This window comes from Embleya sp. L77, from assembly GCF_055557415.1.
Genome location: NZ_CM145709.1, coordinates 190,650 through 209,681 on the forward strand (window position 1 = coordinate 190,650; position 19,032 = coordinate 209,681).

16 protein-coding genes are annotated in these 19,032 nt (G+C 72.9%); 13 read left to right on the plus strand and 3 right to left on the minus strand.

The genetic code is table 11. The annotated features are described in order from the left end of the window. Positions 1-206 precede the first annotated feature (206 nt). The 6 genes from ACZOOI_RS00775 (at position 207) to ACZOOI_RS00800 (ending at position 7,133) form a co-directional block, all read left to right on the plus strand. Positions 207-1,769, plus strand: coding sequence for a sodium:solute symporter family protein (locus tag ACZOOI_RS00775; RefSeq protein WP_465278890.1), 1,563 nt, complete (start codon positions 207-209; stop codon positions 1,767-1,769). Next, a complete protein-coding gene (locus tag ACZOOI_RS00780) occupies positions 1,766-2,434 on the plus strand; it encodes an RNA polymerase sigma factor (RefSeq protein ID WP_465278891.1) in 669 nt (222 codons plus the stop codon). The genes ACZOOI_RS00775 and ACZOOI_RS00780 overlap by 4 nt, the downstream gene beginning before the upstream one ends. After that, on the plus strand, positions 2,431-2,706 hold the full coding sequence (locus ACZOOI_RS00785; RefSeq protein WP_465278892.1) for a hypothetical protein: 276 nt from the start codon (positions 2,431-2,433) through the stop codon (positions 2,704-2,706). Before ACZOOI_RS00780 ends, ACZOOI_RS00785 begins: the two co-directional genes overlap by 4 nt. Positions 2,707-3,111: 405 nt before the next feature. Then, on the plus strand, positions 3,112-4,680 hold the full coding sequence (locus ACZOOI_RS00790; protein WP_465281325.1) for a discoidin domain-containing protein: 1,569 nt from the start codon (positions 3,112-3,114) through the stop codon (positions 4,678-4,680). Between the two features lie 195 nt (positions 4,681-4,875). Beyond that, the gene (locus tag ACZOOI_RS00795) at positions 4,876-6,168 is read left to right on the plus strand and encodes an MFS transporter (RefSeq protein ID WP_465278893.1); all 1,293 of its coding nucleotides are present in this window, start codon (positions 4,876-4,878) and stop codon (positions 6,166-6,168) included. After that, entirely contained in the window at positions 6,165-7,133 is a 969-nt protein-coding gene (locus ACZOOI_RS00800) for a TolB-like translocation protein (protein ID WP_465278894.1), read from the plus strand. The genes ACZOOI_RS00795 and ACZOOI_RS00800 overlap by 4 nt, the downstream gene beginning before the upstream one ends. Positions 7,134-7,268: 135 nt before the next feature. On the opposite strand, the gene ACZOOI_RS00805 is transcribed toward ACZOOI_RS00800, so the two are convergent. Next, positions 7,269-7,487 carry an ArsR/SmtB family transcription factor gene (locus ACZOOI_RS00805; RefSeq protein WP_465278895.1) on the minus strand — a complete coding sequence of 73 codons (219 nt, stop codon included), beginning with the start codon at positions 7,485-7,487 and terminating at the stop codon, positions 7,269-7,271. On the opposite strand from ACZOOI_RS00805, the gene ACZOOI_RS00810 reads away from it, so the two are divergent. Further along, positions 7,455-8,723, plus strand: a complete 1,269-nt coding sequence (locus ACZOOI_RS00810; RefSeq protein WP_465278896.1) for an alpha/beta hydrolase — start codon at positions 7,455-7,457, stop codon at positions 8,721-8,723. The genes ACZOOI_RS00805 and ACZOOI_RS00810 overlap by 33 nt on opposite strands. Positions 8,724-8,805: 82 nt before the next feature. Here ACZOOI_RS00810 and glpK read toward each other — a convergent pair whose 3' ends face one another. Both glpK and ACZOOI_RS00820 read right to left on the minus strand, forming a co-directional pair. Continuing rightward, positions 8,806-10,332, minus strand: coding sequence for a glycerol kinase GlpK (gene glpK / locus ACZOOI_RS00815; protein WP_391588304.1), 1,527 nt, complete (start codon positions 10,330-10,332; stop codon positions 8,806-8,808). 56 nt (positions 10,333-10,388) lie between these two features. Beyond that, positions 10,389-11,099 carry an MIP/aquaporin family protein gene (locus ACZOOI_RS00820; RefSeq protein WP_465278897.1) on the minus strand — a complete coding sequence of 237 codons (711 nt, stop codon included), beginning with the start codon at positions 11,097-11,099 and terminating at the stop codon, positions 10,389-10,391. A 449-nt stretch (positions 11,100-11,548) separates the two neighbouring features. Here ACZOOI_RS00820 and ACZOOI_RS00825 point away from each other — a divergent pair, with 449 nt between their 5' ends. From ACZOOI_RS00825 to ACZOOI_RS00850, 6 genes are all read left to right on the plus strand, one after another. Next, positions 11,549-12,316: an IclR family transcriptional regulator gene (locus ACZOOI_RS00825; RefSeq protein ID WP_465278898.1), complete on the plus strand. Its 768-nt coding sequence runs from the start codon at positions 11,549-11,551 to the stop codon at positions 12,314-12,316. Between the two features lie 218 nt (positions 12,317-12,534). Continuing rightward, positions 12,535-14,109 carry a glycerol-3-phosphate dehydrogenase/oxidase gene (locus ACZOOI_RS00830; RefSeq protein ID WP_465278899.1) on the plus strand — a complete coding sequence of 525 codons (1,575 nt, stop codon included), beginning with the start codon at positions 12,535-12,537 and terminating at the stop codon, positions 14,107-14,109. A 234-nt stretch (positions 14,110-14,343) separates the two neighbouring features. Next, entirely contained in the window at positions 14,344-16,287 is a 1,944-nt protein-coding gene (locus ACZOOI_RS00835; protein ID WP_465278900.1) for a sigma-70 family RNA polymerase sigma factor, read from the plus strand. Between the two features lie 255 nt (positions 16,288-16,542). Further along, a complete protein-coding gene (locus tag ACZOOI_RS00840) occupies positions 16,543-17,304 on the plus strand; it encodes a CAP domain-containing protein (RefSeq protein WP_465278901.1) in 762 nt (253 codons plus the stop codon). Between the two features lie 281 nt (positions 17,305-17,585). Next, positions 17,586-17,774, plus strand: coding sequence for a DUF1059 domain-containing protein (locus ACZOOI_RS00845; protein ID WP_391588298.1), 189 nt, complete (start codon positions 17,586-17,588; stop codon positions 17,772-17,774). A 210-nt stretch (positions 17,775-17,984) separates the two neighbouring features. Then, positions 17,985-19,031: a PHP domain-containing protein gene (locus ACZOOI_RS00850; protein ID WP_465278902.1), complete on the plus strand. Its 1,047-nt coding sequence runs from the start codon at positions 17,985-17,987 to the stop codon at positions 19,029-19,031. Position 19,032 lies beyond the last annotated feature (1 nt).

Sequence of the window (19,032 nt, forward strand, 5' to 3'; positions counted from 1 at the left end):
GGCCGCCGGTGCGCCGGCCCTGTGGAAGAGTTGCGCGGGCCCGCGTTTTGGTTGACAGCCGACGTCCTGCGGATTTCCGCGAGGTGTCCGGCCGGTGCCGCGGGCGTTTTCGGCCACGCCGGCACGCCGGACCCGGCCGATAAAGTCGGTACGCTCGCGGCAACCGTGCCCCGAGCGCGCTCGCACGCCGATCCGGACGGTGACGGATGACCCACGGGGCCATGACCGCGGCCTTCCTGATCGTCGTCGGCGGCGCCTCGCTACTGGCCGTGACCGCGCCGCGGCTGCACCGCAGTCACGACCTGCCGTCCTTGGAGAACTGGGCGCTGGCCGATCGCGGCCTGGGCGCGGTCTGGACCTGGTTCCTGCTCGGCGGCACGATCTTCACCGCGTACACCTTCACCGCGGTGCCCGGCCAGGTGTACGGCCGAGGCGCGTCGGCGTTCTTCGCCCTGCCGTACACGGTGATCGTCTGCCCGATGGCCTTCGTCCTGCTGCCCCGGTTGTGGACGGTGGCCCGCCGGCACGGCTACCTGACCGTCGGGGACTTCGTCCGGGGCCGCTACGGTTCGCCGGCACTGGCCCTGGTGGTCGCGCTGACCGGGATCCTGGCCACCATGCCCTACCTGGCCCTTCAGGTGCTCGGCATCCGTGCCGTGCTCGCCGCCGCCGGGCTGCATCCGCGCGGCGCGGCCGGCGACGTGGGCATGGTCGCGCTGTTCGCCGGGCTGGCGATCGCCACGTTTCGGCACGGGCTGCGGGCGCCGACGGTGATCTCGGCGCTGAAGGGGGTGGCCATCTTCGGCTCCGCCGCGGTGGCGGTCGTGTTCGTGCTGCGCCGCTTCGGCGGGCCGGGTCCGGTGTTCGAGGCGGCGGATCACCGGCTCGCCGCGCGCGGGCCGGTCGATGCGTCGCTGGTGCTCGGCTCGCACCAGCAGGCGGGCTTCGCCACCCTGGCGCTCGGTTCGGCACTGGCGCTGTTGATGTACCCGCACGTGCTGACCGCCGGGTTCGCCGCCGCCGGCCCCGACACGCTGCGCCGGGTGTCGATCGCGCTGCCCGCGTGGACCTCGGTGCTGGCGATGTTCGGCGTGCTGGGCATCGCGGCGCTGGCGGTGGACATCGACGCGCCGTCGGGCACCGCCGAAGCGGCCGTACCGCTGCTGGTCGACCGGCTGCTGCCGGCCTTCCCGGCCGGTCTGGTGTTCGGCGCGATCATCGTCGGCGCGCTGGTGCCGGCGGCGGTGATGTCGATCGCCGCCGCGACCTCGTTCGTGCGCAACGTCTATGTCGAGTACTTCCACCCCACGGCCACGCCGAAGCGGCAGATGCGGGTCGCCCAGCTGGTGTCGCTGATCGCGAAGGTGGGGGCGGTGGCGTTCGTCTTCGGACTGCGCGATCAGGCCGCGATCAACCTGCAACTGCTGGGCGGAGTGTGGATCCTGCAGATCTTCCCGGCCGTGGTGATCGGGCTGTTCACCCGACGTCTGCACCATCGGGCGCTGCTGGCGGGCTGGGCGGTGGGCATGCTGGCCGGTACGGTCGCGGTCGTGCGGGAGGGCTTCGTCTCGCTGGTCCGGGTCGAACTGGGAGGTCACGGCGTGCAGATGTACGCGGGGCTCGCCGCGCTGCTGCTCAACCTGGCGGTCACCCTGGCCCTGACCGGGGTGTTCGACCGGGTCGGCGCGGCACGCGGCACGGACACCACGGCCCTGCCGTCCCGGCTGACCGGCCGGGGCGTCGCGGGGAAGGAGGCGAACGGCTCGTGAAACGTCTGCGACGCGATGCCGATGCGCCGCCGGCGCCGCGCACCGTGCCCGGCCCGGAGCAGGCCGCCCCGGGCAGGGCTCGGGTTCCCGGCACGGCGCACGTCCCGGGCCCGGCTCAGGTCTCGGGTCCGGTGCCCGTCCCGTCGTCGGCGCCGCAGCTCGCGACGGGCGCGCCCGACTCCGACCGCGAGGTGCAGGTCGCGCGCCTGTTCGACCTGCACTATCCCTCGATGCTCCGGCTCGCCACCCTGCTCGGCGCCGACGATCCGGAGAACATCGTCGCCGAGGCCTATTACGAGATCTACCGCAAATTCCGCAAACTGCGCACACCCGAAGCCGCCGCGGCCTATCTGCGCTCGGTGGTGTGCAATCTGGTCCGGATGCGAATACGCCATCTCCAGGTCGCCCGCCGACACGTCGAGGAACCCGTGGACACGGTGGCCTCGGCCGAGACCTCGGCGCTGTTGCGCGACGACCAGCAGGCGCTGATCCGTGCACTGCGCGAGTTGCCGGCGCGCCAGCGCGAGGCACTCGTGCTGCGCCACTGGCTGGGGCTGAAGGAGAAGGAGATCGCGTCGACCATGGGCATCTCGGTCGGCTCCGTCAAGACGCACACCGCGCGTGGGCTCGCCACTCTCACGCACGCGATGGAGGTACGGCGATGAACAACCCTCCCGACACCGAGGCGAGCACCCCTCCCGGCACCGAGGAACAACTGCGCGAGGCACTGGAGATCCTGGCCGCCGGCATCCACCCGGCCCCCGACGCGTACCGCACCGCGCACGGCGACTGGCAGCGCCGCGAACGCCGCCGCCGGCTGATCCTGGCCTGCCTGATCGTGCTGGTCTTCACCCTGGCCACGGTGATCGGCGTCCTGGTCCTCAATCACGCGCCCGCCGACCCCGGCCCGACCTTCGAGCACCCGCCCGCCCCGTGACGTCCGCCGCGTGCCGCCCGCCCGGTGACGCCCGCTGCGTGACGTCCTCCTCGTGACGTCCTCCTCGTGACGCCCGCGCAGCGCGGGCCCGGACGGCCCGCCACCGGGACGCGACGACCCGAAGTCTTGTTAGTAAAGTTTCCTAACAAGTCTTGACGGCGCGCGCGGCACCTTGGGATCGTCGGGGCCAACAACCGGACCGGAGGCTCCTGTTGGAGCACCGCGGGCCACCCGACCGCGGTGGTGCCACGTCACGCAACGGCACTTTCCGGCCCATTCGAGCGCACCATCCTGCCCGGCTCAGGCACGACGATCGGCTCCTCAACGTTGGAGGACGACGTGCACCTGTCCCTGCCCCCGCGCCCGACCCGCCGAAGTCCCTCGTTTCGCAGTGCTCGGCGCGCCGTGTCCCGATTGCCCAAATTTCCCGCCGTCATCGCGGTGATCGCCATGCTGGCGACCGTGCTGACCTTCGGCCAGACCGCCTCCGCCGCGGAGGTGTTGCTCTCCCGCGGCAAACCCGCCACCGCCTCGTCCAGCGAGGACTCCACGCTCGGCCCGGCCAAGGCCGTGGACGGCAAGTCCACCACCCGGTGGGCGAGCACGGAGGGTGCCGGCGCCCAATGGCTGAGCGTCGACCTCGGCTCCGACGTCTCCATCTCCCGGGTCAAGCTGACCTGGGAGGCCGCCTACGCCAAGGCCTACCGGATCGAGGTCTCGCCCGACGGCGCGTCCTGGACCAAGGTCTACAACACGTCGGCCGGCGACGGCGGCACCGACGACGTCGGCGCACTGTCCACCCACGGCCGCCACGTACGCGTGTACGCAACCACCCGGGGCACCGAATACGGTTACTCCCTCTGGGAGTTCGAGGTATTCGGCGCAGGCGGCCCGGACACCACCGCACCCACCACGCCGACCGCGTTGCGGGTGACCGGCACCACGCCCACCGGCGTCTCGCTGGGCTGGACCGCCTCCACCGACAACGTCGGGGTGACCGGCTACGACGTGCTGCGCGACGGCGTCACGGTCGGCACCAGTGCGGGCACCTCCTACACCGACACCGGCCTGACCACCGGCGTCGGCTACACCTACACCGTCCGGGCCCGCGACGCGGCGGGCAACCTGTCCGCGCCCAGCGCGGCGGTGGTCGGCACCCCGCAGGCCGGCGGCTCCTCGTTCACCGTCGTCGCCGCAGGCGACATCTCCGACCCGGGTTGCACGTCGAGCCAGGAGTGCGGGGCCGAGCAGACCGCACGGCGGGTCGAGGCGATCAACCCGGACGAGGTGATCACGCTCGGGGACAACCAGTACGACACCGGCAGCCTCTCCGACTACCGCAAGTACTACGACACCACGTGGGGCCGGTTCAAGGCCAAGACCCGTCCCGCGCCCGGCAATCACGAGGCCGACGACAACCCTTCCGAGGCCGGGTACAAGGCGTACTTCGGTGACCGGGCCACCCCGAACGGGACCACCTGGTACAGCTGGGACCGCGGCGGCTGGCACTTCATCGCGCTCGACACCGAGCAGTCGATGTCGGCGAACTCGGCGCAGATCCAGTGGCTCAAGGCGGACCTGGCGAAGAACTCGCAGGGCTGCGTGGCCGCCTACTGGCACAGGCCCCTGTACAGCTCGGGGCCGCAGGCCGACAAGGTCAGTCAGACCGCGTGGCAGGTGCTCTACGACGCGCACACCGATCTGATCCTCAACGGGCACGACCACCTCTACGAGCGCTACGCGCCGCAGAATCCCAAGGCCAAGGCGGACCCCGCCGGCATCCGCGAGTTGCTCGTGGGCACCGGTGGCGCGGACCCGTACGACTTCGAGAGTCCGCAACCCAACAGCGAGAAGCGGGTGACCGGTTCGCCGGCCGTGCTCAAGCTGACCCTCTCCGCCGACAGCTACTCCGGACAGCTCGTGCGCTACGACGGCAAGCAGCTCGACTCCTTCGGGCCGGTCGGCTGCCACTGAGTCCACCGAACGTGCGGGCCGGCCGGCGACCACTTCCCCGGCCGACCCGCACCCGACCCGAACTGCCTTTCTCCATAGGGCTGTTGCCACCGCCCTCGGACCCCGTCCCGCTCCTCCGGCCGGCCCCGGCCAACCCGTCCCGCTCCGACCCGACCCGAGTCCACCGTCCCCAAACGGATCGAGGGAGGACCGCCCGTGTACATCGCCGCCACCCGGCGCGCGGATCAGGCCGGCGGGATCGCCGCGGCCAAGGCACCGCGCGGATTCGCGCGCAACGTCCCGGCCAACGTGCTCGCGCTCGGCGCCGTCAGCCTGGTCACCGACATCTCCTCGGAGATGGTCACCGCAGTGCTGCCCACCTACTTCGTGCTCACCCTGGGACTGAGCCCGTTGCAGTACGGGCTCCTGGACGGAACCTACTTCGGCGTCACCGCCTTCGTCCGCCTGCTCGGCGGCCAGGTGGCCGACCGCACCCGCCGCCGCAAACTCGTCGCGGGCACCGGATACGGGCTGTCCGCCGTGTGCAAACTCGGCCTCCCGCTGGCCGGTTCGTCGGTCACCGGGCTGGGTCTGGTGCTCGCGGCGGACCGCACCGGCAAGGGGCTGCGCACCGCGCCGCGCGACGCGCTGATCACGCTCAGCACCCCGGCGCCCGACCTGGGTCGGGCATTCGGCGTGCACCGCGCGATGGACACGGTCGGCGCGTTCCTCGGACCGCTCGCCGCGTTCGCCGTGTTGTGGGCCACCCACGACGCGTACGACGCCGTGTTCGTGGTGAGCTTCTGCGTGGCCCTGTTCGCGGTGCTGCTGATGGCGCTGTACGTACGCGATCACCACGAACCGCCCGTTCCGCGGCGCGAGTCGTCGCTGCGAGCCGCGTTCGCGCTGCTGCGGCTGCGCCCGTTCCGGCGCACCTGTCTGGCCGCGACGATGCTCGGACTGCTCACCGTCGGCGACACGTTCGTGTACCTGGTGCTGCAACACGGATTCGACATCCCGCTGCGCTACTTCCCACTACTGCCGCTGGGTACCGCCGGCGCGTATCTGCTGCTCGCGGTGCCGCTCGGTCGACTCGCCGATCGAATCGGCCGGTTCCGGGTCTTCCTCGGCGGCCACCTCGCGCTGCTCGCGGCCTACGCGGTCGCCGCCGCACCCGACGGCGGCGAGGCTCCGGGCACGCTGCTGCTGTGGACCGTGCTGCTGAGCGTGCTCGTCCTCCAGGGCCTGTTCTACGCCGCCACGGACGGCGTGCTGATGGCCGCCGCCGGGCCGCTGCTGCCGGTGCACCTGCGCACCAGCGGTCTGGCCCTGCTCCAGACCGGTCAGGCCGGCGCCCGGCTGTTCTCCTCGGTGCTCTTCGGCGCGGCCTGGACGTTGTGGGGCTCTGGCCCCGCGCTGCTCGTCATGGGCGCCGGCCTGGTCGGCGCACTCGTCGTGGCCCGGCGGTTGTTGCCGTCGCGGTCCGCACTGCCGGAGGTGACCGGATGAAGCGCGCCCTCGGCCTGCTGCTCGGCCTGTTGGTGCTGGTCGGCGTGGCGGTCGGCTACTCGACCTTCGCGGCCGATCGCGAGAACGACTCCGCGGTCGAGCGTCGGCCGCTGGACCTCGCCGCCGGCGGCCAGTTGGTGTTCGTGGACACCGCCCGCAAGGGCGGCCACCGCACCGTGGCCGCGACCACGATCGACCCGGCCGGCAACACCGGCCCGGCCCGCACCGACAGCGGACTGCGCTGCGAGCGCTTCGCCGTCGGCGCGGCCACCGGCGTCTGCCTCCAGACCCGCGGCGGCCCGCTGCCCGGCACCGACGCGCTGATCGTGGACCCGTCGATGAACGTCCGGCGCCGAATCGAACTCGCGGGCACCCCGAGCCGGGCCCGGGTCTCGGCGAGCGGACGGATGGTGTCCTGGACCGTCTTCGTCACCGGCGAGTCCTACAACAAGACCGGATTCTCCACCTGGACCGGCATCCTGGACACCCGCACCGACTACACCCTGATCAATATCGAGGCCATCCCGCTGACCATCGACGGCAAGCGCTACCGCTCCGCCGACGTCAACTACTGGGGCGTCACCTTCGCCCCCGACGACAACCGCTTCTACGCCACCGTGTCCACCAAGGGGCGCACCTACCTGGTCGAGGGCGACTACGCGAACTGGGAGGCGCACACGGTGCGGGAGAACCTGGAATGCCCCTCGTTGTCCCCGGACGGCACCCGGATCGCGTTCAAGAAGCGCTCCGGCCCCACCACATGGCGACTGCACGTGCTGGACCTGGCCACGATGCGCGAGACCCCGTTGGCCGAGCGGGAGAGCATCGACGACCAGGCGGCCTGGCTGGACGACCACACCGTGATGTACGGCCGGGGCCGCGACGTCTACGCCACGCCCGCCGACGGATCGGGTACGCCCCGCCTGCTCGCGGCCAAGGCGGCCTCGCCGACGGTGCTGCGCTGACCCTCCCCTCCCACACCGCGCCTCGCGTGCCGGGTCCCTGCGGTCGGGCGACATCGGGCCACCGGCGAAGTCACCCGCGCCGAACCGCGTCCACTCCTTCGGCCACAACCGAAGGCCGGCGGCCGGATCGCACCGTCAGCCGGTGTGCCGCCCGACCAACAGGGCGCCCAGCGCGGTGCGTTCGTGCCGGACCGAGCGGCCGGTGCGGGTCGTGGTGATCAGTCCCGCGGCACGCAGCGCGGCGGTGTGCGCGGAGACGGTCGCGTTGCCGACCCGGAGCCGGCGGGCGAGGTCGCCGGTGGTGTGCCCGGCGGCGAGCAGATGCAGGAGGTCGAGTCGGGTCCGACCGATCACCGCGGCCAGCGACGGGTCATCGCCTCGGCCGTGCCGGCCGCCGCACTGCTCCTCGCGGGCGGCGTCGCCCGCGCCCGACCCGCGTCCGCCCGACCCGCCGCTTCCCGGCCGGCGACCGGCGTCGTGTTGCGGCTCACGCCGCCGACCGGCCCGTACGCGATCGGGGCCGGCACGTTGTACCTGGTCGACCGCTCCCGACCGGACCCGTGGGAGGCGATCCCAGTGCGGGAGGTGATGGTCACGGTGTTCTACCCGGCCCGCACCGTGCGCGGCTGCCCGGTCGCACCGCAACTGAGCGCCGGAGCCGGGCAGGCGTTCGAGTCGGCCGCGCGGCCGACCCACCCGCAGTTGCCCGCGGCGGGGGTGGACTGGGCGGCCACGACCACCCACGCGCACACGAACGCGCCCGTGCGGACCGAGCGCCGCCCGGTGCTGCTGTACAGCCCCGGCGGCGGCGACCCGCGCGGCATGGGCACCGGCGTCGCCGAGGAATTGGCGAGTCGGGGCTACGTGGTGGTGTGCATCGACCACCCGGGCGACGGCGCGGTGGTCGAGTTCCCGGTGGACATGGCGGGTCGCGAGGGCCGGGTCCGCTGGACCGTCCTGCGCTTCGACCCGCGCACCGACCCCGGGCTGTTCCGCGCCATGATCGACACGCGGATCGCGGACACCCGGTTCGTGCTCGATCGACTGACGGTCCTGGCCCGCGGCGAAAACCCGGATCCGACCGGCGCGCCGCTGCCCGACGGCCTGCACCGGGCGTTGGATCTGCGCCGGGTGGGCGTCTACGGTCACTCGGCGGGTGGCACGACCGCGGCCGAGGCGATGTACCAGGATCGCCGGATCGCCGCCGCGATCAACCTGGAGGGCTACCTGGACCACCCGTCGCCCGCGCCCGGCCGGGACGGCGAGTTGTACCCGATCGCCCGCGACGGCACCGATCGGCCGCTGCTCCTGCTGGACACCGACGGCTTCCCCGACCGGCGCAGCCTGGAGCGCTCGTGGTCCGCGCTGCTCGCCCATTCCCGCCGGCACGTCCCGCGGCACCGGATCGAGTCCGCCGCGCACCACGTGTTCACCGACCATGCCGTCTTCGCGCCCCGGCTCCAGGCCGCCGGCCTGATGTCCGCCGCCGACCGGATCTCCCTGATCGGCGCGATCGACCCGGCCGTGTCGGTGCCCACGGTGCGCCGGTACGTCCAAGGGCTCTTCGCCCGGCACCTGCCCACGCGCTGAGCGGCCCGGGTCGGGCCGAGGAGGCCCGCGGGTGGGCATCGAGGGTTTCCTCGGTGCCCACCCGCGTCGCCGGCGGCAGGGGTCAGGCGGGCTCGGGGGCCGGGTCGCCCTCCTCGACCCAGTCCATCGTGCGCGCCACCGCCTTGCGCCAGTTGCGGTAGCCCAGGTCGCGGGTGGCGTCGTCCATCCGCGCGGTCCATTCGGCGGCGCGGTGCCAGTTCGCCCGCAGCGAGTCCAGGTCGGGCCAGTAGCCGACCGCGAGCCCGGCCGCGTACGCCGCGCCCAGCGCGGTGGTCTCGGCCACGAACGGGCGCGCCACCGGGGCGTCCAGCACGTCTGCGATGGTCTGCATGAGCAGGTTGTTGGCGGTCATCCCGCCGTCCACCTTGAGCGTGGCGAGCTTGACCCCGGAGTCGCGCTCCATCGCGTCCACCACCTCGCGGGTCTGCCACGCGGTGGCCTCCAGGACGGCCCGCGCGATGTGCCCCTTGTTCACGTACGCGGTCAGACCCGCGATCACGCCGCGCGCGTCCGAACGCCAGTAGGGCGCGAACAGTCCGGAGAAGGCCGGGACGAAGTACGCCCCGCCGTTGTCCTCCACGGTCAACGCGAGCGTCTCGATCTCGGCCGCGGTGGAGATCAGTCCCATCTGGTCGCGCATCCACTGCACCAACGACCCGGTCACCGCGATCGAGCCTTCCAGCGCGTAGACCGGCGCCTCCTTGCCGAGCCGGTAGCCGACCGTGCTGAGCAGGCCGTGGTGCGACTGCACGATCCGCGATCCGGTGTTGATCAGCAGGAAGCTGCCGGTGCCGTAGGTGCTCTTGGCCTCGCCCTCCTCGAAGCAGGTCTGCCCGAACAGCGCGGCCTGCTGGTCGCCCAGCGCGGAGGCGACCGGGACACCCTCCAGGATGCCGCGGGCGGTGCCGTACACCTCGGAGGAGGAGCGGATCTCGGCCAGCACCGAACGCGGCACGTCCATCGCGCGCAGGATCCGGTCGTCCCAGTCCAGCGTCTCCAGGTTCATCAGCATCGTGCGCGAGGCGTTGGTGACGTCGGTGACGTGCACCCCGCCGTCCGGGCCGCCGGTGAGGTTCCACACCACCCACGACTCCATCGTGCCGAACAGGATGTCGCCCCGATCGGCCCGCTCGCGCAGCCCCTCGACGTTGTCGAGCAGCCAGCGGATCTTGGGGCCGGCGAAGTAGCTGGCGAGCGGCAGGCCGGTCTCCACCCGGAAGCGGTCCTGGCCGACGTTGCCGCCCAGTTCCCGGCACAGCGCGTCGGTGCGGGTGTCCTGCCACACGATCGCGTTGTGCACCGGCACCCCGGTATGGCGGTCCCACAACACGGTGGTCTCGCGCTGGTTGGTGATGCCCAGCGCGCGGATCTGCTCGCGCCGGATGCCCGCCTGGGCGAGCGCGCCGGCGACCACGGCCTGCACCACGCTCCAGATCTCGGCGGCGTCGTGCTCGACCCACCCCGGGCGCGGGAAGATCTGCCGGTGCTCGCGCTGGTCGACGGCGACGATGCGCCCGTCCGCGCCGAAGATGATGCATCGGCTGGACGTGGTGCCCTGGTCGATCGCGGCGATGTAGGTGTCGGACATGGCTCCTCTTCCGAAGGATCCGAGGGAAAGGTCGGGGTCGGTACGGACGTGCGGGCTCAGAACGCGAGCCGGTACAGGCCGCCGGCCGCCAGCCCGCCGAGGGTGGGACCGACCACGGGGACCCACGCGTAGGCCCAGTCCGAGCCGCCCTTCTTGGGGATGGGCAGCAGCGAGTGTGCCAGGCGCGGGCCGAGGTCGCGGACCGGGTTGATGGCGTAGCCGGTCGGACCGCCCAGGGACAGGCCGATGCCCACCACCAGGAGCGCGGTCATCAGGATGCCGGTGCCGGAGAGGGCGAGCCCGTCGGTCAGGCCCTGGGTCAGGATCACGATGACCAGCACGGTGGTGGCGATCGTCTCGGTGATCAGGTTCTGCACCGGGTTGCGGATCTCCGGCGAGGTGGCGAACACGCCGAGCACGGGTTCGCCGTGCTCCTTGAACTGACCCAGGTAGGTGGCCCAGGCCAGCACGGCGCCGATCACCGCGCCGGTGAACTGCCCGGCGAGGTACACCGGCACCTTGTCCCATTCTCCCGTCTTGACGGCTATGCCGAACGTGACGGCGGGATTGAGGTGTGCGCCGGACAACGACACGCTCGCGTACGCGCCGGCCAGGACCGCGAAGCCCCAGCCGAAGGTGATCGCCAACCAACCCGCGTTCTGCGCCTTGGACCGGTTCAGGGTGACCGCCGCGCACACGCCGACGCCCAGGAGCAGCAGGATGGCCGTACCCAGGGTCTCGCCGATGAAGATCTTGTCGCTCGTCACAACAACACGGCCCCTTCTTGACTGCATGGGTGGGACGGCGCCGGGATGCGGCGCCGGACGGGCGCACGGCGCGCCGGGATGGACGCGCCGTACGGGGATGCGGGAGCCCGCACCACATGAGGACGGTGCCGGGAGGACGACCGCTGCGGTGCCGTGGAGTGCGCACGCCGGGCGAATCCCGATCACACACGGATCGGGACCGCTGGGCGTGGTCCGTTCGATCTGGCAGATGACTCTGACTGGCATTCGACATTGACGACCGCTGTCCGGCAGTGTTCTCTGCGGGTTGCGCCGCCGTCAAGAGTCCGTGAACATCTCGTTCCCGACCCCGCCCGCGAGCGCCGGGCCCGGCGGGCGGGCCGTGGACCCGACCGGCATGCGTACGACCGCTGTTCTACATTGCCAACCCGATCTTCATTGCCAACCTGATCTTCGATGGAGGAGTTGGTATGCCCGGTCCCATCCAGTCGCTCGAACGTGCAGCGGCGATCCTGCGGCTGCTCGCCGGCGGCGAACGGCGCTTCGGTCTGAGCGAGGTGGCCACCACCCTGGGTCTGGCGAAGGGCACCGCGCACGGCATCCTGCGCACGCTCCACCAGGAGGGGTTCGTCGAACAGGACGCCAAGAGCGGCAAGTACCAGCTCGGCGCCGAACTGCTCCGGCTGAGCAGCTCCTACCTCGACGTGCACGAGTTGCGCGCCCGGGCCCTGGTCTGGGCGGACGACCTGGCCCGCGCGAGTGGCGAGAGCGTGCGCATCGGGGTGCTGCACAAGGGCGGCGTGCTGGTCATCCACCACGTCTTCCGCCCGGACGACAGCCGCCAGGTGCTGGAGATCGGCGCGATGTTGCCGCTGCACTCCACCGCGTGGGGCAAGGTATTGCTCGCGGTGGACCCGGCCGCGCGGGCCGAGTTGAACGAGAGCGCCCCGGTCGCCTTCACCACCCGCACGCTGACCGACCCGGCCGCGATCGACGCGGAGAGCGTCACGGTGCGCGAGCGCGGCTGGGCCTGCGACATCGAGGAGTCGGTGCCGGGTCTGGCGGGCATCGCCGCGCCGATCCGGGACCGGCGCGGGACGCCGCTGGGCGCGGTGGGCATCAGCGGCGCGGTCGAGCGGATCGTCGCCGACGACGCGCCGCGATCCACCCTGGTGGCCTCGGTCCGCGACGCGGCGCGCGCCATCTCGCGCGACCTGGGTGCGACTTTTCCGTACTGACGCCCCGGGGCCGGACGCCCGCCCCCCGGGCTCCGGCGCGGGGTGCGGAGCCGTCCGCGGCTCGCCCGGGATCGCCCGCTTCGGACCGGCGGCACTTGACCATTGCCCGACCGACAATGAAAACTGTCGTTCGTCGTTCGACAATGCCGACCACGTAGATTCGGACCGGGACCCCGTCCCACCGCTTCGCAGCCGGCCCAGTGGAAAGAAGACGCGTGATGAGCACCGCCACGGATCCGACCGTTCCCGCTCGTGCCCACAGCCGTGCCGAACTTTCGCGCGGCACCCACGACCTGCTCGTCATCGGTGGCGGCATCCTCGGCACGGCGGTGGCCTGGACCGCGGCCCAGACCGGGCTGCGGGTGGCCATGGTCGACGCCGGCGACTTCGCCGGCGCCACCTCGTCCGCGTCCTCCAAGCTCGTGCACGGCGGCCTGCGCTACCTCCAGACCGGCAACCTCAAGCTGGTCGCGGAGAACCACCGCGAACGCCGCGCGCTGGCCCGCGACGTGGCCCCGCACCTGGTGCGGCCGCTGTCCTTCCTGGTCCCGGTCTACAAGGACGGCCCGCACGGCTCGGCCAAGCTCGGCGCCGGCGTGTTCCTGTACTCGGCCCTGTCCGCCTTCGGCGACGGCCTGGGCAAGGTGATCGGCCCCGACCACGCGCTCGAACTCGTCCCGGCCCTGCGCAAGGAGGGCCTGCGCCGCGCCGCCGTGTACGGCGACCACCAGATGAACGACAGCCGGGTCGCGGTGACCACCGTGCGCGCGGCGGTCGAGGCCGGCGCGGTCGTGCTCAACCACGCCGAGGTGGTCGGCCTGCGCAAGGACGCCGGCGGCCGGGTCATCGGCGCCGAACTGCGCGACCGACTCGACGGCGCCGAGTTCGGCGTGAACGCGCGCGTCGTGCTGAACGCGACCGGCCCGTGGGTGGACCACCTGCGCCGGATGGAGGACCCGGCGGCCGAACCGAGCATCCGGCTGTCCAAGGGCGTGCACCTGGTGCTGCGCCAACAGCAGCCGTGGCGGGCCGCGTTGACCATCCCGATCGACAAGTACCGGGTGTCCTTCGCGATTCCGTGGGAAGAGCACCTGCTGCTCGGCACCACCGACGAGGCCTACGAGGGCGACCCCGGCAAGGTCTCCCCCACCGAAGCCGACATCGCCCAGATCCTGGACGAGGCGGGCAGCGCGGTCGACCCGGCGCAGCTGCGTCGCGAGGACATCACCTACGCGTTCGCCGGCCTGCGGGTCCTGCCCGGCGGGGCGGGCGCCACGAGCGAGGCCAAGCGGGAGACGGTGGTCACCGAGGGGCGCGGCGGCATGTTGTCGGTGGCGGGCGGCAAGTGGACCACCTACCGGCACATCGGCCGCACCGTGCTGGACAAGCTGGCCAAGGCCGGTGTCGTGGCCCTGGAGCAGGACATGGCGACCCCGCTGCGTCGGGTGGCGCTGCCGGGCTCGGCGAACCCCGAGGCGGTGGCGCACCGACTGCTCGGCGAGGCCACCCCCGAGGACGGCGTCGATCCGGTGGTGGCCCGCCACCTCGCGTCGCACTACGGCAACCTCGCCTACGACCTGGCCGCACTGGTGCGGGCCGACCGCGAACTCGGCGAGCGCATCCACCCGGACGGGCCGGACATCTGGGCCCAGGTCGCCTACGCGCGCGACCACGAGTGGGCGATGACCGCGGACGACGTGCTGCGCCGCCGAACCACGGTGACCATTCGCGGGCTGGACACCCCCGAGGTGCGCTCCCGGGTCGAGGGCCTGCTGGCGGCCGAGCCGAACTGACCCGCCCAACGCCCGACCACTCCCCGGCGCCGCCGCCGCGACCGGCGGCCCCGGGGTGGTTTCGGAGACGGACTCCGAGGGCGGACGTCGGGGGGCGGTCCGGCCCGCGACGACGGGTATGTACGTTCGGAACTCGTCCGGCGATTTCCGTTATCCGCGCCGACCCGGGTGCTCTCCCGAGTGGCGGATGGACGGGAGCGGGCCCGTCACGCCGGTTGAGGAAAGTGGACGTACGTGGACAACGAGCACAACACCGCCCTGGTCGTCGCGGCCCAGGGTGGTGATCTGCGTGCCCGCGACCGGCTCGTGGCCGACTGGCTGCCACTGGTGTACAACATCGTCGGCCGGGCGCTGAACGGGCACGCGGACGTCGACGACGTGGTGCAGGAGACCATGCTGTGCGCGGTGTCCGGCCTCGGCGGCCTGCGCGATCCGGAGCGCTTCCGGTCCTGGCTGGTGGCCATCGCGATCAATCAGGTACGCCGCCGGCACGCCCGTCGCGCGCTCACCACGCCGCTCGACGAGATCACCGAATATCCGGACCCGGCAGCCGACTTCGCCGACCTGACCATCCTGCGGCTGGGCCTGTCCGGACAGCGCCGTGACGTCGCCGAGGCGACCCGCTGGCTGGATCCGGACACCCGCGAACTGCTCGCCCTGTGGTGGCTGGAGGCGGCCGGCACGCTGACCCGGGCCGAACTCGCCGCCGCCCTGGACCTGCCCGCGACCCATGTGGCGGTCCGGGTCCAGCGCATGAAGGAGCAGTTGGAGGCCGCCCGCGTGGTGGTCCGCGCACTCGCCGCCGACCCCCGCTGTGCGGAGGCCGGTGCGCTGCTCGCACCCTGGGACGGGCGGCCGACCCCGCTGTGGCGCAAGCGCATCTCCCGGCACGCCCGGACATGCGGCGCATGCGGCGCGCACCGGTACGACCTGGCCCCGGTCGAGGGCCTGCTCGCGGGCCTGGCCCTACTGCCGCCGACGGCCGTACTGCTGCACCTGCTCCGCCAGGGCCCGTGGACACCGACCGGAACAGCGGACCCGATCGGCGACCCGGGCACGGTTGCGTATACGAACACGGCGGGCGACCCGGGCACGCACACGGCCGGCGACCCGAGCACGGTTGCGCACTCGAACACGGCGAGCGACCCGAGCGCGGTCACGTACACGGCCGGCGACCCGAACGCGGCTGCGTACACGACCACTGCGGGCGACCCGAGCGCGGTCACGTACGCGAACACGACCGGCGACCCGAACGCGGTTGTGTACTCGCATGCCGCCGGCGATCCGCGCATGGTCGGCCGGCCGGGCACGGGTGGGGAGCCGAGTCCGCCGGGAGATCCGAGCGGCAGCGCCCCGCCGAGCCGGGGCGGGGATCCGAGCGCGGGCGGCGATCCGAGCCCTGCCGACCACGCGGCTTCGCCCGCCGATCCGGGCCGGGGCGGAAGTGTGGCCACCGAACCGGCCGCCGGGCCCAACGAAGCCGGCCCTCCCTCGCCCGGCCACGCCGCGCCCCGTTCGGTCCGCCGACCCCGCCGGATCGCGGCCGGCGGCGCCGCGATCGTCCTGGTCGTCCTGGCCGCGGTCGTCATCGTCGACCGCCCCCACCACGACCCGCCGGCCCGAAGCGCGCCCGTCGCACACCCGCCGGTCGTCGCAGCCGCGTCGGCACCCTCCGCGACGCCCACCACCGCGCCGCCGCCGGCCACCACGCCGCCCACCGCCTCGCCGCCCTCGACCGAGCCCGCGACCGAGCCCTCGGCCACCCGCCCGACCGCCTCCGCCGACCCCCGCGCGCGGCTCGAACGCGCCGTGGTGGACCTGGTCAACGCCGCCCGGGCCGAGCACGGTTGCGCCCCCGTCCGCATCGACGACCGACTGCGAAGTGCCGCCCGCAAACACTCCGACGACATGCTCACCCGGCGGTTCTACGACCACGTGAACCCGGACGGCATGCGCGCCGACGCTCGCATCACCGCCGCCGGCTACCGGTGGCGGCAGTGGGGCGAGAACCTTGATCGGGGTCGATCGGACGCCGCGCACGTGGTCGCCCAGTGGCTGGCCAGTCCGATCCACCGGGACAACATCCTCGATTGCGGCTTCACCGACATCGGTGTCGGCGCCACGATCGGCCCGGGCGGGACGACCTGGTGGACCCAGGTGTTCGCCGCGCCCGCCTGACGCACCCGGCCCGGCCCAGGCAACCGGCAACCGGCAGCCGGCGCGCATCTCCGGCGCATGCACCCGCCCGACCCGGCCCGCTCCATCGCCCGCCCCGACCCGACGCGAAAACCCGCGCCGATTTCCGTTATCCACCCGCGCCCCGCGGCTCTCCCAGGTGTCCCCGGCGTTCGTGCCGGGCGACGAGCCGTACCTTTCGAGGAGTTGCGCATCGTGCAGTACCGACACCACCGGCAGCACCGAGACCACCGGGCCGTGTCCACCACCCTCGCCGCCGCACTGGCCGCACTCGTGCTGGCCGGCTGCGGCTCGCCCGCCGAGCGGCACGACGGTGCGGCCCGGCCGGCGACCCCGACCGACACCGCATCGGCGTCGACCGCGTCGGCGACACCGACGTCGGCCGCACCCGGGCTGCCCTCCGGCACCGGCACGAGCCCGAGCACCGGTGCCGCCCCGAGCACCGGCACGGCGCCCGCAACCCACAAGCCGACCGCGGCCGGCAGCGCGAGCCGCGCGGGCACGGACGCCAAGGTCCCGGCCGCCAAGAGCGCCCGACCCACCACGGCGTCGGCTGCGGACGGGCCGCCCGGGGCCAATCCCACCGTGCGCGGCAACCGGCCCGCGTCCCAGTCGATCGCCGACGCCGAGGCGATGTCCCTGGAACTGCTCAACGCCGAACGCGCGAAGGTCGGCCTGCGCCCGCTCCGGGCGAGCACCGACCTGAGCGACTTCGCCCGCAAGTGGGCCGAACACATGCGCCGTACCGGCTTCGCCCACTCCGGCCCCGAGGTCGACGTCCTGGTCACCGGCGCCCGCACCGGCGTGTCCGAGAACATCGTGTGGTGGGGCGACCCGGCCATGACCGCCCGGCAGGCGGCCGAGAAGTTCCAGGACATGTGGCGGCACAGCCCCGGCCACTACCGCAACCAGACCGACCCGACCCACACCGAGGCGGGCATCGGCATCTACCGCGACGACAGCGGCTGGTGGGGGGTGCACGAGTTCGCCAACGGCTGACCTCGGCGGCTCGTCCGCCCCGCCCGTACACCGGCGGCCCGGTCACCGGTGCGACCCGAACGATCACGGGCCGCAGCACCGGGGCCGGGCCGCCCGCCGACCCCACGCATCCGCCGGCGACAGGCCCGAGGTGACCCCGACGCACCTCCGACAGGGGGTGCAGGGCGCCGCGGGCCGACCCGAAACCCACACAAAACGCACTAGACTATGACCATGGCCTCGCGCCGTCGGGTCCGGGGCCGTGCCCCTCGGGGGACGAGATCCCAGTCCGGGAGGACGTCATGCGCAAGGTCGCCGATTGCCGGGACATGCCCAGTGAGTCCGGGTGCACTCTCACCATCGCCGGAGCCGAGGACGAGGTCGTCCTGGCCGCCAGTCAACATGCCGTGGCGGTGCACGGGCATACCGACTCGCCCGAACTCCGCGAGGAGATCCGCAAGTTCCTGAAGGACGAGGAACCCGGTCGCTGACCGCGGGTGCCCGCACACCGAACCCGGGCCGGCCGTCCGAAGCAGCCCATCGCCGACCGCGACACCGCGCGGGACGTACCGGCAGTTCGAAACGGAGCCACCCAGCCCGGGTGACGCCGGAGCCTGCTCCCGCACGCCGGCTCCTCCGCATGGGCGCCGATCGGCTCACCCGCGCGGTTTACCTTCGCCCGGTGCGGCCACAGTCCCCCCATGGCTCCACGACCCGCGTCCGCTCCCCCGCCCGCCCCCGACCCCGTGGCCGCACTGGATCGCATCGCGTTCCTGCTCGAACGCGACCAGGCGCCCACCTATCGGGTCAAGGCCTTCCGCACCGCGTCCGCCGTGGTGGCCGGGCTGGCCCCCGACGACCTGCGCCGCCGGGTCGAGCAGCACACGCTCGGCGAACTGAAGGGGATCGGGCCCAAGACGGCGGACGTCGTCGAGCAGGCACACGCCGGCCGGGTACCGGGTTATCTGGCCGACCTGGAATCCCGCCCGTCGCCCGTGCCCACCGACGGCGCGGCGCTGCTCGCGGCCCAGCGCGGCGATTGCCACATGCATTCCGACTGGTCCGACGGAGGCAGCCCGATCGACCTGATGGCCCGCACCGCGCGGGACCTGGGGCACGAGTGGGTCGTCCTCACCGACCACTCGCCGCGCTTGACCGTGGCCCGCGGACTGACCGCCGAGCGGCTCCGCGCGCAGCTGGACGTGGTGGCCGAACTCGCCGGCGAGTTGGCCCCGTTCCGGCTGTTGACCGGCATCGAGTGCGACATCCTCGACGACGGCTCGCTGGACCAGGACCCGGACCTCCTCGACCGCCTGGACGTCGTGGTCGCCTCGGTGCACTCCAAGTTGCGGATGGAGGAGCCGGCCATGACCCGCCGACTGCTGGCCGCCGTGCGCAATCCGCGGGTGAACGTGCTGGGCCACTGCACCGGTCGACTGATCCGGGGCAAGCAGCGCCCGGAGTCCGCGTTCGACGCCGACGCGGTGTTCGCCGCGTGCGCCGAGTCGCACACCGCCGTGGAGATCAACTGCCGTCCGGAGCGCCGGGATCCACCGTCCCGGCTGCTCCGCCTGGCGCTCGCCGCGGGCGCGTACTTCACCATCGACACCGACGCGCACGCCCCCGGCCAACTCGACTGGCAGGGCTACGGCTGTGCCCGGGCCCGACAGTGCGACGTACCGGCCGACCGGGTGATCACCACGTGGCCCGTCGACCGACTGCTCGACTGGGCCGGCGCCTCCCGCTGAT

What these genes read in the sequence shown, in the direction of transcription:
- glpK (WP_391588304.1), bottom strand. Translation starts at nt 10,332, where the DNA reads ATGTCCGACACCTACATCGCCGCGATCGACCAGGGCACCACGTCCAGC.
- ACZOOI_RS00850 (WP_465278902.1), top strand. Translation starts at nt 17,985, where the DNA reads ATGGCTCCACGACCCGCGTCCGCTCCCCCGCCCGCCCCCGACCCCGTG.
- ACZOOI_RS00845 (WP_391588298.1), top strand. Translation starts at nt 17,586, where the DNA reads ATGCGCAAGGTCGCCGATTGCCGGGACATGCCCAGTGAGTCCGGGTGC.
- ACZOOI_RS00825 (WP_465278898.1), top strand. Translation starts at nt 11,549, where the DNA reads ATGCCCGGTCCCATCCAGTCGCTCGAACGTGCAGCGGCGATCCTGCGG.
- ACZOOI_RS00800 (WP_465278894.1), top strand. Translation starts at nt 6,165, where the DNA reads ATGAAGCGCGCCCTCGGCCTGCTGCTCGGCCTGTTGGTGCTGGTCGGC.
- ACZOOI_RS00775 (WP_465278890.1), top strand. Translation starts at nt 207, where the DNA reads ATGACCCACGGGGCCATGACCGCGGCCTTCCTGATCGTCGTCGGCGGC.
- ACZOOI_RS00810 (WP_465278896.1), top strand. Translation starts at nt 7,455, where the DNA reads ATGCAGGAGGTCGAGTCGGGTCCGACCGATCACCGCGGCCAGCGACGG.
- ACZOOI_RS00830 (WP_465278899.1), top strand. Translation starts at nt 12,535, where the DNA reads ATGAGCACCGCCACGGATCCGACCGTTCCCGCTCGTGCCCACAGCCGT.
- ACZOOI_RS00785 (WP_465278892.1), top strand. Translation starts at nt 2,431, where the DNA reads ATGAACAACCCTCCCGACACCGAGGCGAGCACCCCTCCCGGCACCGAG.